Genomic DNA, 16867 nt, shown 5'->3' on the forward strand with positions numbered 1-16867 from the left:
TTATTCTTGAATTGAATTGAAATAATTACACACTTTATAAGTTAAGTTTTGCATGAACGCAGAAAAATTAATCTCTGAAATTATTCCACCGCTTAAATCGACAGAAAGTGGCAATAAAGCACTTGACTGGATGAACGAATTTAGGGTGAGTCATTTACCTGTGGTTAGAGGCAATGAATATATTGGCTTGATCTCAGAAAACGATGTTTACGATATGCCAGATCCTTCTGTGTCGATCGAAAAATATTTCCACAACTTACCCAATCCATTTATTTATAGCAATCGACATGCTTATGAAGTCATGAAAATGATTGCTGATTTAAAGATCACTGTCGTTCCAATTCTAGATGAAAATAATGAGTATATCGGCTGTGCTGATTTACTTTTTTTAATGTCGCAAATTACAGCAGTTGTTTCAATTAAAGAGCCGGGTGGAATTTTGGTATTGGTAATGAATAATCACGATTATTCTTTGTCAGAAATTGCTAGAATTGTCGAGGAGAACAATGCGAAAATACTAAGTTCATATATTACTTCAGCAGTCGATTCTACGGAGATTGAAGTCACAATAAAAATAAATACAGTTGATTTAGATTCTATTATTCGAACATTTAATCGCTATGATTATGTTATCAAGGCTACTTATGCCAAAGGTGATTATCAGAATGATTTAAAAAGACGGTACGACGAATTAATGAACTATTTAAATATGTAGTCTATGAGAGTCGGAATATATGGAAGGTCGTTTAATGATAGTTTCATTCCTAATATTCAGGAATTGTTCAATACATTGGCTTTATTTGAATGGGATATTACGATTTATCAACCCTATAAATCATATTTGAATCCTCGGATTAAAATTGAGCATGCCACGGATGTATACAATAAGCATATTGATATTAAAGGTAAGATTGATGTTTTAATTTGTATTGGAGGTGATGGTACTTTTCTAGAGACAATCAATATCGTTCGTGATAGTGGCATTCCAATTCTTGGTGTGAATACAGGCAGATTGGGTTTCTTGGCGTCTACATATAAAGAAGATATAGTAGATGTTTTAAATTCAATTCGCGAGGGAAAATATAGATTGCAAACAAGGTCACTTATTCAGTTGATTACCGACGACGGTTTATTCGGTGAAGACAATTTTGCACTAAACGAATTAACTGTTCATAAAAAGGAGAGTTCATCCATGATCACCATTCATACTTATATTGGTGATTTATATTTAAATAGTTATTGGGCAGATGGGTTGATCATTGCGACACCAACAGGTTCTACAGCGTACTCGTTAAGTTGCGGCGGACCAATTATGGTTCCTGGTGCTAAAGATTATGTAATTACACCCATTGCTCCACACAATTTAAATGTGCGACCGGTAGTTGTTCCGGACGATCGTACCATTCGTTTAAAAATTGAAGGCCGCGGACGAGAGTATTTATGTTCGTTAGATTCTAGATCAGTAACAATTGATTCTTCTATAGAGTTGACAATCAAAAGAGCCGAATTCCAAATCAACGTAATTCAAACGGAAAATCAGAATTTTCTAAATACAATCAGAAATAAAATGATGTGGGGATTGGATAGACGGAATTGATACAGATTTCCTTTTACAGTTTCAAATTATTCTTCTAGAGAGCTGACAATCGAAAGAGCTGAATTCCAAATCAATGTCATTCAAACCGAGAACCAAAACTTCCTTATTGTGTCTGGATGGTAATTATGGAATCTTTATAAATCGATAAATTTCAAGAAATAGTTTTATTTATTCCTATAGGAGATGCATCGCATCAGACGACGAGGAATAAATAAAAATAGAATTGAAAGGATTGATTTTAAATTTCATTAGTTGCGATCTAGGCACAAATAATACCATTCGAAATAAAATGATGTGGGGACTGGATAGACGGAATTAATTTGAGTATTTCAAAAAACAGTACAATTAATCAAAGACTAATTTGACCAAAATTAAGTAAGTATTAAAACTATTAGGGATTGTCCGGAAACGGCAGTCCCTTTTTTGAGTCAAGACGAAAAAGGATGAGATTCAAAAGTATTGCGACTATTCAAAGCCATTCTGCCGTTCAATTGTGGCATTACAAATCACATGCGACATTAAGGTAACGTTAGGGCAAAATTAAATCTCATTTTACTGGGGATTGTCTCAAAAGACATAGGCTTCTTTTTTTTTTTTGTTGGTAAAAGTTGAAACGATCTGACAGTCTTGTATTATACGATCAAAAGGAAGCGTAATTTGAATTATTTATCAACGACATCAAGAATTTTCAGTTAATAACTTCTATTGTAATGAACTGAGATTCTCTTCAATAAATCTTAACTTAATAAAAAAACTAATTACACGATATGGCGAAGCGAGCAGTAAAAAAAATCTTTGTATTGGATACATCCGTTTTATTATTCGATCACAATTCGATTAGAAATTTCGAAAACAATGACGTTGCAATTCCAATTACGGTTTTAGAAGAATTAGACAATTTTAAAGTCGGAAACGACACTAAAAATTTTCAAGCAAGAGAGGTTATTCGATTTTTGGATAAACTTTCTGCAGGATCAGGCTTAAACGAATGGGTAAGCTTAGGACCAAAAAGGGGCAGTTTAAAAATTGTGATGTCGAACCTAATTAATGGGAGAGATGCAGAAAAAATATATGGCGCAGGTAAAAATGATCACCGTATAATCAATTCTGCCATCACAATGGCGGATACCAATAAAACGCGACCAGTTATTCTGGTCACCAAGGATATCAACCTGCGTTTAAAAGCGAAAGCCATTGGACTTTTATCTGAAGATTATGAAACAGGCAAAGTAAAAGATGTAGACGATGTTTCATTAGGTTTTCCAACGCTAGAAAATGTCGATTCTAAAAAAATTAGTGCACTCTATAAAAAAGGATTCATTCCAGAAAAAGGAATGCTCGGTGATTTGAAATCAGCCAATAGATATTATATCCTAAAAAATGGAACGAGTGAAACTGTACTCAGTCGGTATAACCAAGCTTTAGATCGGGTAGAAAGGGTGGACAAGGAATATGTTTACAGTATTAAACCTAGGAATGCCGAACAAGCATTTGCAGTGAATGCATTATTGAATCCTGATATAAAATTGGTGGCATTACAAGGTGTTGCAGGAACGGGGAAAACGTTGTTGGCTTTGGCGTCTGCTTTAGAGCAAAAACATATTTACAATAATATTATTCTAGCACGACCGATTATTCCTTTGAGTAATAGAGATATTGGTTTTTTACCCGGAACGGCAGAGGATAAAATTTCACCTTATATGCAGCCACTTTGGGACAACCTCAAATTCATTAAAAGTCAATTCCGCCCAGGCGAGAAAAAATACAAAGTTTTAGATGAAATGGAGGAGTCTGGCGAATTATCTATCACCGCCTTGGCATTCATTCGCGGGCGAAGTTTATCGAATGTGATGTTTATTATTGATGAAGCACAGAATTTAAGTCCGCACGAAGTGAAAACGATCATTACCCGTGCAGGCGAAGGAACAAAAGTTGTGTTTACAGGAGATATCAAACAAATTGACACCCCTTATATGGACGAAGAAAGTAATGGATTGACTTATTTAATTGACCGTTTAAAAGGAAACGCTTTATTTGCGCATATTCGATTAGAAAAAGGAGAGCGATCAGAGTTGGCAAATTTAGCCAATGAATTATTGTAAATTTTAATTACACTATTTAGCATAAAAGCGAGGATGTAAAAGTCTTCGCTTTTTTATTTCCTATTCCTATTAATAGATGCATTAGTTAGTATCGGTTCTTGCAAATTTAACGCTAGCATTTCCTTTTACGCACCACCTTATAGCTTTACGATTAATAATCCTTTGTCTTTAATCTTTTGTCATTGTTCTAACTCTCTTTTTCTTTTATCTTTGCCAAATATTTCAAAAACACAATAAAATGTCAATCAATTTAGTTGAAGAATTACAATGGCGTGGAATGTTGCAAGACATCATGCCCGGAACGGAAGAATTACTTTTAAGCGGTGTAATTACAGGTTATTGTGGCTTTGATCCTACTGCTGATGCTTTACATGCCGGGAATTTAATTCCAATTATGATGTTAAAGCATTTACAAAGAGCGGGTCATAGACCAATTGCTTTGGTAGGTGGAGCAACAGGTATGGTTGGCGATCCTTCAGGTAAGTCGGACGAAAGAAACCTTCAAGACGAAGCAACTTTAGCAAGAAATATAGCTGGTGTTAAGAAGACATTAGAACGATTCTTAGATTTTAACGACAGCGAAACGGGTGCGATCATGGTCAATAATTTTGATTGGATGAAAGAATTTTCGTTCATCTCATTCATTCGTGACGTTGGCAAGCACTTAACAGTAAATTATATGAGTGCCAAAGATTCGGTGAAGACCAGAATTCAAACCGGTATCTCATTTACAGAATTCTCTTACCAATTAATTCAAGGGTATGACTTTGTTCATTTAAACCAGAATTACGGTTGCCAAATTCAAATGGGAGGAAGTGACCAATGGGGAAATATCACAACAGGAACGGAATTAATCAGAAGAATGACTGGTGGTGAAGGTTTTGCTTTTACTTGTCCTTTGATGACAAAAGCAGACGGGACTAAATTCGGTAAAACTGCTGGTGGTGCTGTTTGGTTAGATCCTGAAAAAACATCGCCTTATGCGTTCTACCAATTCTGGTTAAATGCAAGTGATGAGGATGTTTCTAAATACATCAGAACATTTACTTTCTTACCAAAAGAAGAAATTGAAGCCTTGGAAAAAGAGCATGCTGTTGAGCCACATTTAAGAATCTTACAAAACAAATTGGCGAATGAAATTACCACAATGGTTCATGGTCAAGATGCATTGGATAGTGCAATAAAAACAACTTCAATTTTGTTCAATAAAAAAGCAACAATTGAGGATTTAAATCAATTGACTGAGCAAGAAATTTTAGACGGATTTGCAGGTGTTCCTCAAGCGACTATTTCAACAGCCGAATTAAACGCCGGTTTAGGTATAATTGATGCATTATCAGCAAAATCAGGTTTTTTAGAATCGAATGGAGAGGCGAGAAGAGCGTTACAACAAAACGCTGTTGCAGTGAATAAAGTCAAAGTAAAAGAAGATTACACCTTATCAGCAGCTGATTTGATCTGTAATAAATTCGTACTTTTAGGAAAAGGCAAAAAAGATAATTACTTATTAATTGTTGAGTAATTCAGAGAAAAAATTTAAAGATGAGCGTTAAAAAAAGTATTATCATTTTAGGAATTGCCTTTGCGGCAGTAGCTTGTAGTACAAGTAAGGTTATTCAATACGAATATCGTTCGACGACTATGATGGGCAAACGCGCATTGTATATCACGCAAGACTCTGTGATATCTGATTATACAGGTAGATCAAATTCGAATAGAGTAGCGAGAGCGATTACTCCAGAAGAATGGGAAGCTGTGAATAAAAGTATAAAATCAGTTAAGCTAGATGATTTAGATTCTTTAAAAGGGCCAACAAACGAGCGTCAAACTGATGCATCACCTTATGGTTTGATTGTTGTCACAACAGCTGATAGTGTTTATTTTTCCGCAACATTCGATGGGTATAACGCGCACCCTAAATTGATGCCTTTTATTGAAGAGGTGAAGAAATTGGGGACTATTCGGTAGTTTCTTATTCGGCGATACATATCGTTTTGATTTGGGTTTAGCGAAGGATGAATATCCTCCGCAGCCAGTCTTAAATCTCGCGCTCTCCCGACCACTTTCGGGATAGCCTTGGCGTAATGAGCGTTGCACTGAGCTTTTGCCGAACGTGTGTGTCTTTTGCTTGCATTTTTAATGCGAAAAGTCTAAAAAAGTCCATTTAAGCTATTTTAAATAAATTTCTTTATGAGTACCTTCATTCGTTAAATCGAGGTCTCGTGGATAAGCTAGTAAATATATATAAAATGAATTTTAGATTGGGCATTGCAAATGCCTAAATAAGAACACACACTGAGCAGGTTGATGAATATCCTCCTCCGCAGCCAGTTGATACCTATCGTTTTGATTTGGGTTTCGCGAATTAAGTTTGATGTTCGCTTTCATATGTTGGTGCTTTGTTAAAAGCGGTCAACCTATATCAGGGACATACATTAATCTTTAATCTTTTGTCTTTAATCTTTAATCTGTCCAAAAAAAACAAGGTTTTTTGGACAACTACTTCACCCCCATATACTTCTTAATCTCATTCAATTTCATTAAAGCCTCAACTGGTGTTAACGTATTGATATCGATATTTTCAATCTCTTCTTTGATCTGCATTAAAACAGGATCGTCCAATTGGAAGAAACTCAATTGCATATTGGCATCGGCTGCGATTGCTTTTACCTCTTCTTTTAAATCACCCGAATGACTCTTCTCTAATTGCAATAAGATTTGATCGGCACGTTTTAATACTTGTGCTGGCATACCAGCCATTTTTGCAACATGAATACCAAAACTATGCGCACTTCCGCCAGGAACGAGTTTACGCATAAAGATGATCTTATTTCCCACCTCTTTAATGGAAACGTTGTGGTTCTTGATGCGGTTAAACGTGCCACTCATTTCGTTGAGTTCGTGGTAATGCGTAGCGAATAATGTTTTAGGTCGCGCAATTTTATTTTCGTGCAAATATTCGGTAATTGACCATGCAATTGAGATCCCGTCATAAGTACTTGTTCCACGACCGATTTCATCCAGAATAATCAAACTTCTTTCAGATAGGTTATTCAAGATACTCGCCGTCTCATTCATCTCAACCATAAAAGTCGATTCACCAGATGAGATATTATCAGAAGCACCAACGCGTGTAAAGATCTTGTCAATCAATCCTAGTTTAGCGGATTTAGCAGGAACATAACTTCCAATTTGAGCCATTAAACAGATCAGCGCCGTTTGTCTTAATAAAGCCGATTTACCAGACATGTTTGGACCAGTAATCATGATGATTTGTTGCGAATCATTGTCCAGCATGACATCATTCGCGATAAAAGGTTCGCCAATTGGTAATTGATTTTCAATCACAGGATGTCGACCTTCTTTAATGTCAATAATTAAAGAATCATTTATCTCTGGTGCTGAATAATTATTTTTAGTCGCTACCTCTGCAAATGCATGTAAACAATCTAGTTTAGCTAGAATAACAGCATTGTGTTGTATTGGGGTAATAAAGTCAGCCATTGAATAAACAAGGTCTGCCAATAAATTACTTTCTAGCACATGAATCTTCTCTTCGGCACCTAGAATTTTACTTTCGTATTCTTTTAATTCCTCCGTGATATATCTTTCTGCATTCACCAAAGTTTGTTTTCTAATCCAATCTTCAGGAACCTTGTCTTTATGTGAATTTCTAACCTCAATATAATAGCCAAATACATTGTTAAATGCAATCTTGATCGAGGAAATACCTGTTCGTTCAACTTCCCGTAAACGCATATCTTCGAGGTATTGTTTACCATTGGCAAGAATTTCTCGTAGATCATCTAATTCAGGACTGATGCCTTCAGCGATGATTGGGCCTTTACCAACTGAAATTGCAGGTTCGTCTAGAATTTCATTCTCAATTCGAGAACGCAAAGCCACACATAAATTCAGTTGATCACCTAATAGCGGCAAGACTTTAGATTTAGCTTCTGCACAAGCCGTTTTTATAGGATCGATAGCAACCAAAGCCCTTTTCAGTTGAATAATCTCTTTCGGATTAATGCGTGTTGTTGCGACTTTGGCAATAATTCTTTCCAAATCGCCAACCTCTTTCAGTTGCGTCTCAATCGTCGATTTAAAATCGTTGTGCTCGAGATAATGCTTAACGATATGGTGTCTTTCTTGAATCGGTGCGAGATCCTTTAGTGGCAAAACCATCCATCGGCGCATCATTCGAGAGCCAGGAGGTGTTAATGTTTTGTCAATAATATCAATCAGCGTTGTTGCTCCTTCGTTTTGTGAATAAAGCAATTCAAGATTTCGTATAGTAAAACGGTCCAACCAAACATACCTATCCTCTTCTAATCGAGATAATTGTTTGATATGACCTAATTTATCATGTTGTGTTTGTGCGATATAATGTAAGGCCGCACTAGCAGAAATTATCGCCAATGGAAGGGTGTCTATACCAAATCCTTTTAACGATTTAACTTCAAAATGTTTCTCTAAATTCTCTTGTGCAAAGTCTAAAGTAAATACCCAATCCTCTAAATTATAAGTGTAGAATTTATCGCTAAAATGCTCGTGATAAATTTTTTGTTTTCCTTTTTGATAGAGAATTTCTTTTGGAGCAAAACTTTGAATCAGTTTGTCGATGTATTCAAATCCACCTTCAGCGACCAAAAATTCTCCAGTTGAAATGTCAATGAATGCAACACCTGCGCGATTGCCGTCAAAATGAACGGCTGCTAAGAAGTTGTTTTCATTCCCGTTTAAAACTTTGTCATTGTAAGAAAGACCTGGAGTAACCAATTCTGTTACACCTCTTTTTACAATGGTTTTAGTCATTTTAGGATCCTCTAATTGATCACAAATCGCAACGCGAATGCCGGCTCGAACCAATTTTGGAAGATAAGTATCTAAGGAATGATGAGGGAAACCTGCCAATTCTATTTCAGACGGACTGTCTTTTCCTCTTTTGGTTAGAATGATATTTAAAACGTTAGACGCTTTAACGGCATCTTGTCCGAAAGTTTCATAAAAATCCCCAACACGAAATAAAAGCATAGCATCGGGATACTTCGCCTTAATTTGGTTGTATTGTTTCATTAACGGGGTTACCGTTGCTTTTGCACTTGATTTTTTTTTCGTCACGCCTTAAGAAAATTTGGAATAACGAATTTAAGGCATTGTTCCTGCTTTTAGAAATTTGAGCAATCGGACTTATCAATACTTGTTAACATCTAAACGACGCCTAGTGTACAATTAACTTCTGTTCGGAGCTTTCATGCTCGTCAAATACACGAACAATATAAGTTCCAGGTGCTAATTCGTGTACATCAATTGAAAAAGGAGAATACAATAGTTGAGAGTTGAAAATTATTTTGCCAGACAAACTGATAACTTGAACCGCTAGTTTTTCATCGATTACATCATTAGGCAAAGAAATGTTTAATACTTTATTTGCCGGATTTGGATGAATTTTGAATGGTAAGTTAGAGATATCATAAATGGCAAGAGGTGCTGCATATTCGTAAGCGCCAATATCAATTTTATCAGCTTCCAATAGGCGTTCTTGCGCAGTAAGCGGATGAATATAATGGAAGTCAGGATTTAATTCTGGAATTACTGTAAAGCCTGAATCTATTACTGGCGATAGAATGGTTAATTGATAATCGTATTCAGGTTCGTTTTGAAAGTAGAAATGATCAATCTCAACATTGTGATAATTATTGGTTAAAGTCGTTGCTTCTCCGTCAATAACATTGCCTGTGCCTGCAAATATATTGTTCACTACATACACATCTGCACTGCCTTCAGCGATATGTAAATATTTACAAGAAGCTTCTCTTTTATTCACTATGGTATTATTCACAAAGCTAAAATGATGTGGACTTGTATTGGTCAAACCTTCCAAGCCATAACCAATTACATTGTTATTGATGGCGTTTACTCCTTGCATCAATGTATTGCCTTTAAGTAGACTTGTTCCTCCGTTAGGCAAATCAATTAACCGACTTGAGTTCCCCGTTTCTTCATCCATTATTCGATTGTAAACGATGGTATTATAATTGGCTCTTGATTTTAAATTATGCCCCACAAAAGTATGGTGAGAATAGCAGAAACGCATGATTAAAGAATTGACATGACCAACATAAATATTGTGTGTATAACCGTCTCCAAATCCATTATAAGCAAATTCGCTATATTCAATGATGATGTCACCATCGTATGGATTACTGGTTAGAATGCCGTTTTCATTCTCGTGGAAATAACAATAACGAACGGTTAAACCAATTCCATCAAGTCGAATACCAGCTCCATTTTCATCTGGAACAGTTGCACCAGAAAACTCAATGTTCTCAATCGTGATATTGTTTCCTACACAAACCCATATTCCTTTACCTAAAATATTTTCTCCATCTGCAATCATTTGAGGTTGTCCTTCAATGCCTTTAATATAAAGGTTGTTTTGTTGCCAAGCAGCTAATGCATCTGTGCCAACATAATCGCCGGCGATGATATAAATCGTGTCAAAATCATTGATAACAATATCCCCTGAAAGATCGGCCATATAAAGCGCGTTCGGCGAAGTGTAAATTCCTGAAGGGTCTACATTCCAGATTGTTGCAAGACTGATATTGGTATAAGCCAATACAAAACATGCGGTGAGTAAGATTCGGTGAAGTTGTTCTATTCGTTGGAGCATACGTTTATCTAACTATGGACAAATATATACGAGGATGTATTGAATTGGTTACAGGAATTAAAGTTGAGAAAATAAACTTTCAATAATTATTGAAAGTTCGAAAAATACATTTATATTTGTACCATGACATTGGAAGAAGCAAAAATGGAATTCGTACAAACTTGGGGAACAATAGGCAGTGCTTGGGGTATTCCACGTTCGATGGCGCAGATTCATGCATTGCTTTTAGCGAATAAAGAATCGTTAAGTACAGAAGAGGTGATGGAGACCATACAATTATCACGCGGCAATGTCAATATTAATATGCGAGAATTGATCAATTGGAAATTGGTTCACAAGCAATCAAAACTAGGGGAGCGTAAGGAGTTTTTTACAGCGCAGCACGATATAATGGCGATGGCTAAAAATATTGTTGAAGAAAGAAAAAGACGTGAATTACAACCTGTGCAAGAGTTGTTGCGACAGTTGAGAAGCGAAACATTGGAAGGGGATAATGCAGAGATTGAACATTTTCAAAACTTGATGCAAGAGCTAGATGATTTTATTCAACAATTAGATCAATTATCAGAAATATGGCTGAAATTAAAAGACAATTATTTCTTTAAAAAGATGATAAAAACCATGAGTTAATATTTTTTTTAAATCAAACTTTCAATTTTTTCTAAAACTTCAAAATGTATGATAAGTTCAAATCAATTATTAATCGACAAAAACTGCCCCATGTGCAGTATGTATGGTAAATGTTTTATCTATTTTGATTTGCTTCAACCTAATGAATTGGTTTATTATCAGGATGTAGATGATGCGGTTTTTGAAAAGGTTGATGCCGAAAGAGCTAAGTCGGAAGTTGCGTTGATTGATGCGGAGAAAGGAATGACGGTATACGGCGTGGATGCTTTTATGATGGTGTTGTTTCAGAATTGGCCAACTATTTTACGTTTTTTTCACCTGCCCATGATTCATTTTCTCGTGGTGAAACTCTATCGTTTTATTTCGTTTAATCGACATGTGATCTCTGGTGAAAGAAAGGCAATTGTTAAACGTGATTGTCATCCACCTGTTCATTTGGCTTATCGTTGGTTGTATATTCTGCTCGTGGCAATAGGTACAGGTTTTATTGTGAATCAATTTTCCATTCATTTAGATCATGCTTTAGGATTGGAGCATCATCACAGTCGCGAATTCATTATTTGTTTCGGTCAAGTTTTATGGCAATTGGTTGCTATCAGTATGATTAATCCTTTAAAACGAATGGATTATCTTGGGAATATGTCAACTGTGTCATTCATCGGAGGATTATTGCTGTTGCCACTTATTGTTCTGGCGAATTGGATTGGTCTTCCTTTAATTGTATTGGGGCTTTATTTTTTACTTGTTGTTGGGACGATGTTTGTCCTACATGTAAAACGATGCAAAGCACTTGGATTACCTTTTACGATGTCTATTTCTTGGGTAGCCTTTCGGTCGGTTGCGCTATTAATTATTCTCTCTTTAATTTAAAATTATGAAAACTAAAAACATATTGATTGCAGGTGGTGCCGGTTATTTGGGTGGTTTATTAAAAGATTATTTTGGTAAACAAGGATGTCAAATTAAAGTCTTAACGAGGAACCCGAAGAATGAAGATGAAATATTTTGGGATGGAAAATCTAAAGGCGAATGGATGTCAGCACTTAATTGGGCTGATGTACTGATCAATCTAGCAGGCAAATCTGTTGATTGTCGATACAATGATCGCAATAAGCAGGAGATTTTGAATTCTAGAATTAACAGTACAAAAATATTGACGCAAGCAATTCTAGAAGCTGAAAACGCCCCAAGTGTATGGTTGAACGCTAGTAGTGCAACCATTTATACGCATGCTGATAGTTTAAAAATGACTGAAGATGAAGGTGTGATAGGGGATGATTTCTCCATGAATATTTGCAAATCGTGGGAAGCAGCTTTTTATGAGGTTGATATGCAAAAGACAAAACGCGTAGCCTTGCGAACCTCAATTGTATTTGGGAATGGTCATGGAGCTTTTCCGAAATTAAAAGCCTTAACAAAATTATTCATGGGCGGTCAACAAGGCAATGGTCAGCAGTATGTAAGTTGGGTGCATGAGGTTGATTTTTGTCGCGCAGTTGATTTTATTATAGAAAAACCGCAATTGGTTGGTGCTGTAAATATCGTTGCTCCAAAAACAGTAACGAATGGACAGTTAATGGTGAAAATGCGAACCTATTTAAAACGACCTTTTGGTCTCAGCCAGCCTAAATGGTTGCTTGAATTTGGGGCAATGCTAATTGGAACAGAAACGGAATTATTACTCAAGAGTAGAAATGTGTATCCAGAGCGTTTATTGGATGCAGGATTTGAATTTAAATTTAATACGATGGACGAAGCCTTGCGGGATTTGTGTTGAATTGATAGTGATTATGTATTGGTTAACCGCATTAGCGATTGACGCAATTGTATAAACCTGAGTTTGACCATAACAAATTTCCACAGAAGCAATGAAAATAGTAAGGTTTTGATTTGAAAATAGCGAAACTAATGGGGTAGGTTAGCACTTTTTTTGTTCATAAACTACTATTTTCATTGCTTCTCGCTTATGGCGAGTTGATTTCATTTTATTTATACTGCGTTATAGTTTTTCGTAGTGAATACTCCTTCAAAACCATGCCTTGTCTAAGAAAATTGAAATCAACTGTGAGCGTTTGTTATAATCAAAATCAGGTTTGAGCTCTTTTGCTTTTTTTTTGGTAAAAAGCGAGTGCAGAAAGCGCGCCGACAGTTTTTTACTGGCGGAATGCCCAAAAAAATAAAATTGGTATCAAGTCTTTTCCTAAATTTGTTGCACTATGGCAAGTCGTAAAAAATTAAAGCTGGATGAATTGGAACGAATAGACGTTGCGACTTTTAAAGAGTCTGAGAAAACGCCTATCATTATTGTTTTAGACAATATTAGAAGTTTGAATAATATCGGTTCGGTTTTCCGAACGGGTGATGCTTTTCGAATTGAGAAAATTTATTTATGCGGAATTACGGCGCAACCTCCTCATCGTGATATTCAGAAAACGGCATTAGGTGCAACGGATTCTGTGACGTGGGAATATGACGAGGATACGGTTGATTTAGTATTGCGATTAAAAGAAGATGGCGTTTTAACTTATGCTGTTGAACAAACGGAAAATTCGATTTTTTTGGACGATTTTAAACCGGTGCCCAATAGAAAAATTGCGGTTGTGATGGGGAATGAAGTAGAAGGCGTGCAACAGGACGTAATTTTGGCTTGTGATGGCGTAATTGAGATTCCTCAAATTGGGACAAAGCACTCATTGAATATTTCTGTATGTACAGGGGTTATTGTTTGGGATTTATTTAGTAAAATCAACAAAAACGTATGAAAAAGGCAATTTTAATAGGTGCAACTGGTTTGATTGGAAAGGCATTATTGACGCAATTACTCGACTCAGCAGAATATGATGAGGTGCGGGTGTTTACCAGACGAAAAACGGGTGAAAATCATCCGAAATTACGTGAATTTATTGTTGATTTTAATGCCATTGAAAACGCTAAAGCCGACTTGGTTGGGGATGTGCTTTTTTCTTGTTTGGGAACAACTTTAAAAACTGCTGGGAGCAAAGAAGCGCAATATAAAATTGATTTCGATATGCAATTTAATACCACTAAAATTGCAAAAGAAAATGGCGTTGAAAATATGGTGCTTTTATCCTCTGCAGGTGCCAATGCAAAATCGTCTGTTTTTTATTCCCGCATGAAAGGGGAGTTAGATGAAGCTGTTGAGAAATTAGGATTCGACCGTGTTGGAATTATTCGACCTTCAATGTTGGCAGGCGACCGAAAAGAGTTCAGATGGAGTGAGAAAATTTTCACACCCATTATGTATGCTTTTTCATGGATTCCAGGTATTCGTAAATACCGCCCAATTAAAGATAAAACGGTTGCCAAGGCCATGATAAACGCTGTTAATGATTCTGCCAAGTCGACTGAGATTTACGAATTAGAAGCCGTTTTTAAGTTGGCGAAATAAAGTGCTGGAAAACTAAAATTTCAATTCTTTTTTAAATTTCTCGTAACCAATTCATGGTGCTAATATTATAATAGCAACACCTCAAAAAAATAATATTAGCCTATGAAAACCATGAGTTTAACGACTTTTGTCGTATGTATTCTCTCGTTCTTAAGTCTGGCCACTAATCGGGTTGAATCTTATGAAAAAGCAGAAATTTATTGTCTAAGTATTCAAGGTGAATTTGATGAAATTGCATCGACTTACGATTTGGATTACAGGAATATAATACCAATTATTTTTCCGGAATGTACAAGAATAAATGAGTTTTCAGATCAAATGGAAACTACAGCCTTGGAATATTTTTATGTGAATTATGGATCGGATGGTGCGGATTTTTCAATAGGAAATTTCCAAATGAAACCGAGTTTTATTGAAGATTTAGAGCAATATATTCCAAGTTTAGATTTCACTGAAACTCAAAAAAATCAATTTAATTTTCTTGCGAAAACGACTAAAGAAAAGAGAGCAGAAAGGGTGGCACGATTAAGTGATATTACCTGGCAAATTCATTACCTATGTCTTTTTTATAAGGTGATGGATCATCGTTTTCCTGAAATAATATGGCAGAACAACCAAGAACGACTATCCTTCTATGCAGCGGCTTATAATTACGGCTTTTTAAGTACTGAGAAAGTGATTCGCAATTGGGAATCCAAATCACAATTCGGAATAGATGAATTTGGCAATGCGGTATCGTACTCGAATGTAGCGTTGGATTATTACTTAAAAATTAAAGGCCATGAATAAATTAATTACACTTGTTGTTTTGGTCTTGCTCGGCACAGCTGTTCATTCACAAAACACAATTCGCGTTCGACCACAACATCAAAAAGAACACCTCTATTCTTTTAAGGATGATGAGCGATTGGGCAGAAATGAATCGAATTTAATGCTGCATTTAAAGGGTGCTGATTATTCGTTTATGACCACTCAAGGCGATGTTTATTATCGGCATACACGGGCTGGGGTTAAGAAACTGATTGGGCAACGATTTATACCAATGACTTTTAAGAATTGGCGCGTTAAGGAGTCTGGAGAAAAATTCCTCATCACGCTTAGACATTCTGGTAAAGAATACGGACCAATAAATAGACCTGAATTGTATTATGACCGCAAGATGGATGTCGATCCCTCAGGTAGATACGCAAGTACAAAAAGTGACTTGTTTGGTTTTACTTATTCAGAACGTAACCCAACTACAAATTCTTGGGAGCGCTATATTGTTCAACCTGGTCAAAAACCTAAAGGGCCTTACCAAATGATAATGCTAAGACAGGCGTCAAAAAATGAATTCATTTATTCTTATATAGCAAATGGCGAAAGCTTTTTAGTGAAGAATGATAAGACTTACGGGCCGTATTCAGAACTGGATTATATTAAATATAAAGTCAGATCGAATGGGGCTTTAATTGACAAAGATTTATTTGCTTATCGAGAAGGTGTTGTGTGGAAAATTGACGAAGAAATGTTCAAGGAATTTACTTTTAGTGAAAAGCCACGGGTTGAACGGACGAGGAATGGATTTGCACTAAAACTTAAGATTATTGAGAAAGGGAATAAATATTTTGTTGTGTTAAACGAAGGGAATATAACAGAAGAGACCTATGACTTTTTTAGCATGTTGAATAAAAAAGGAGAGTCCTTGAATTTTAAAGCAATAGATGATAGTACAAGAAGGGAAAGGATTAAATATACTGTCACTTTTAAGGATGAATTGGTTGGTGAATTCTATTTGCGGAATAAATCTATTTATTTGTTTCAAACTGATCAGTCTGATTATTTTGGGATGCCTATGATTCCTGTAGATTCTGCGGACAGTGAAGATTATATTAACGGCTTTGTTTATTATAGCCCGACGAAGGGATTAACAGAAGTTATACAAGAAGTTGCAGGCGTTCAACTCTATTTATTAGATGATGGATATGCCTTGTATTATAGGACGGCTGACTCGTTGATTTACAAAGATCAATTGTATAGCGATGTCATTGCGGTTGATTTTAACGACTATCCTAAAAATTGGTGGATGATGAGGAAAGATGGTGATATCGCTCAGCCTTATAAAAATGGTATTCGAAATAATTCATTCAGTACCATGCCGAAATATTGGGATAAATTTCCGACGGCAGATAAGCGATTTGTTATCGCCAAACGAGATGATGAATTTTTCATTCGACCTAAGCAAAGCAAAAACTTATTAGGCCCCGTTGAGCAATATAGCCAAACCGTTATTGCTGATGATCAAGAAAATTATGCTGAATGTAAACGTGCAGGCAATACCATTTGGATAAATGGAGAGCTCATTTCAACAGGATTCTATTTGGTGTATAACGATCAAATGAATGCTTTTCATTGGTTCAGTTTATTGAATGAGAAAGAAATTTACTTGCATACTTACGAACTTAATTAAAACC

Annotated in this window: 14 protein-coding genes; 12 read left to right on the plus strand and 2 right to left on the minus strand. The window is 35.9% G+C overall.

Going from position 1 to position 16867, the window contains the following annotated elements; translation table 11 throughout:
* Positions 1-52 precede the first annotated feature (52 nt).
* The 5 genes from T367_RS0105775 (at position 53) to T367_RS0105795 (ending at position 5667) form a co-directional block, all read left to right on the plus strand.
* On the plus strand, positions 53-715 hold the full coding sequence (locus T367_RS0105775) for a CBS domain-containing protein (RefSeq protein WP_027418987.1): 663 nt from the start codon (positions 53-55) through the stop codon (positions 713-715).
* Positions 716-718: 3 nt separating this feature from the next.
* Positions 719-1597, plus strand: coding sequence for an NAD kinase (locus T367_RS0105780; RefSeq protein WP_027418988.1), 879 nt, complete (start codon positions 719-721; stop codon positions 1595-1597).
* 767 nt (positions 1598-2364) lie between these two features.
* A complete protein-coding gene (locus tag T367_RS0105785) occupies positions 2365-3699 on the plus strand; it encodes a PhoH family protein (protein ID WP_027418989.1) in 1335 nt (444 codons plus the stop codon).
* A gap of 238 nt (positions 3700-3937) precedes the next feature.
* The gene (tyrS, locus tag T367_RS0105790; RefSeq protein ID WP_027418990.1) at positions 3938-5221 is read left to right on the plus strand and encodes a tyrosine--tRNA ligase; all 1284 of its coding nucleotides are present in this window, start codon (positions 3938-3940) and stop codon (positions 5219-5221) included.
* A 20-nt stretch (positions 5222-5241) separates the two neighbouring features.
* Positions 5242-5667 (plus strand): hypothetical protein, encoded by a 426-nt coding sequence (locus T367_RS0105795; RefSeq protein ID WP_027418991.1) that lies wholly within the window; start codon positions 5242-5244, stop codon positions 5665-5667.
* 531 nt (positions 5668-6198) lie between these two features.
* Here the strand turns inward: T367_RS0105795 and mutS are convergent.
* Entirely contained in the window at positions 6199-8775 is a 2577-nt protein-coding gene (gene mutS, locus T367_RS0105800; RefSeq protein WP_035842718.1) for a DNA mismatch repair protein MutS, read from the minus strand.
* Between the two features lie 145 nt (positions 8776-8920).
* Positions 8921-10375 (minus strand): T9SS type A sorting domain-containing protein, encoded by a 1455-nt coding sequence (locus T367_RS23720; RefSeq protein WP_051568383.1) that lies wholly within the window; start codon positions 10373-10375, stop codon positions 8921-8923.
* 123 nt (positions 10376-10498) lie between these two features.
* Here T367_RS23720 and T367_RS0105810 point away from each other — a divergent pair, with 123 nt between their 5' ends.
* The 7 genes from T367_RS0105810 (at position 10499) to T367_RS0105840 (ending at position 16863) form a co-directional block, all read left to right on the plus strand.
* Positions 10499-11005, plus strand: a complete 507-nt coding sequence (locus T367_RS0105810; RefSeq protein ID WP_027418993.1) for a GbsR/MarR family transcriptional regulator — start codon at positions 10499-10501, stop codon at positions 11003-11005.
* Positions 11006-11053: 48 nt separating this feature from the next.
* A complete protein-coding gene (locus tag T367_RS0105815) occupies positions 11054-11875 on the plus strand; it encodes a DCC1-like thiol-disulfide oxidoreductase family protein (protein WP_072032165.1) in 822 nt (273 codons plus the stop codon).
* A gap of 4 nt (positions 11876-11879) precedes the next feature.
* Positions 11880-12782 carry a TIGR01777 family oxidoreductase gene (locus T367_RS0105820; protein WP_027418995.1) on the plus strand — a complete coding sequence of 301 codons (903 nt, stop codon included), beginning with the start codon at positions 11880-11882 and terminating at the stop codon, positions 12780-12782.
* 439 nt (positions 12783-13221) lie between these two features.
* Positions 13222-13767 carry an RNA methyltransferase gene (locus tag T367_RS0105825; protein WP_027418996.1) on the plus strand — a complete coding sequence of 182 codons (546 nt, stop codon included), beginning with the start codon at positions 13222-13224 and terminating at the stop codon, positions 13765-13767.
* Complete coding sequence (locus T367_RS0105830; protein WP_027418997.1) at positions 13764-14414, plus strand: oxidoreductase; 651 nt, start codon at positions 13764-13766, stop codon at positions 14412-14414. Before T367_RS0105825 ends, T367_RS0105830 begins: the two co-directional genes overlap by 4 nt.
* 102 nt (positions 14415-14516) lie before the next feature.
* On the plus strand, positions 14517-15203 hold the full coding sequence (locus tag T367_RS0105835) for a hypothetical protein (RefSeq protein ID WP_027418998.1): 687 nt from the start codon (positions 14517-14519) through the stop codon (positions 15201-15203).
* Positions 15196-16863 (plus strand): hypothetical protein, encoded by a 1668-nt coding sequence (locus tag T367_RS0105840; protein WP_027418999.1) that lies wholly within the window; start codon positions 15196-15198, stop codon positions 16861-16863. The genes T367_RS0105835 and T367_RS0105840 overlap by 8 nt, the downstream gene beginning before the upstream one ends.
* Positions 16864-16867 lie beyond the last annotated feature (4 nt).

The organism is Crocinitomix catalasitica ATCC 23190 (assembly GCF_000621625.1).
GTDB lineage: Bacteria > Bacteroidota > Bacteroidia > Flavobacteriales_D > Crocinitomicaceae > Crocinitomix > Crocinitomix catalasitica.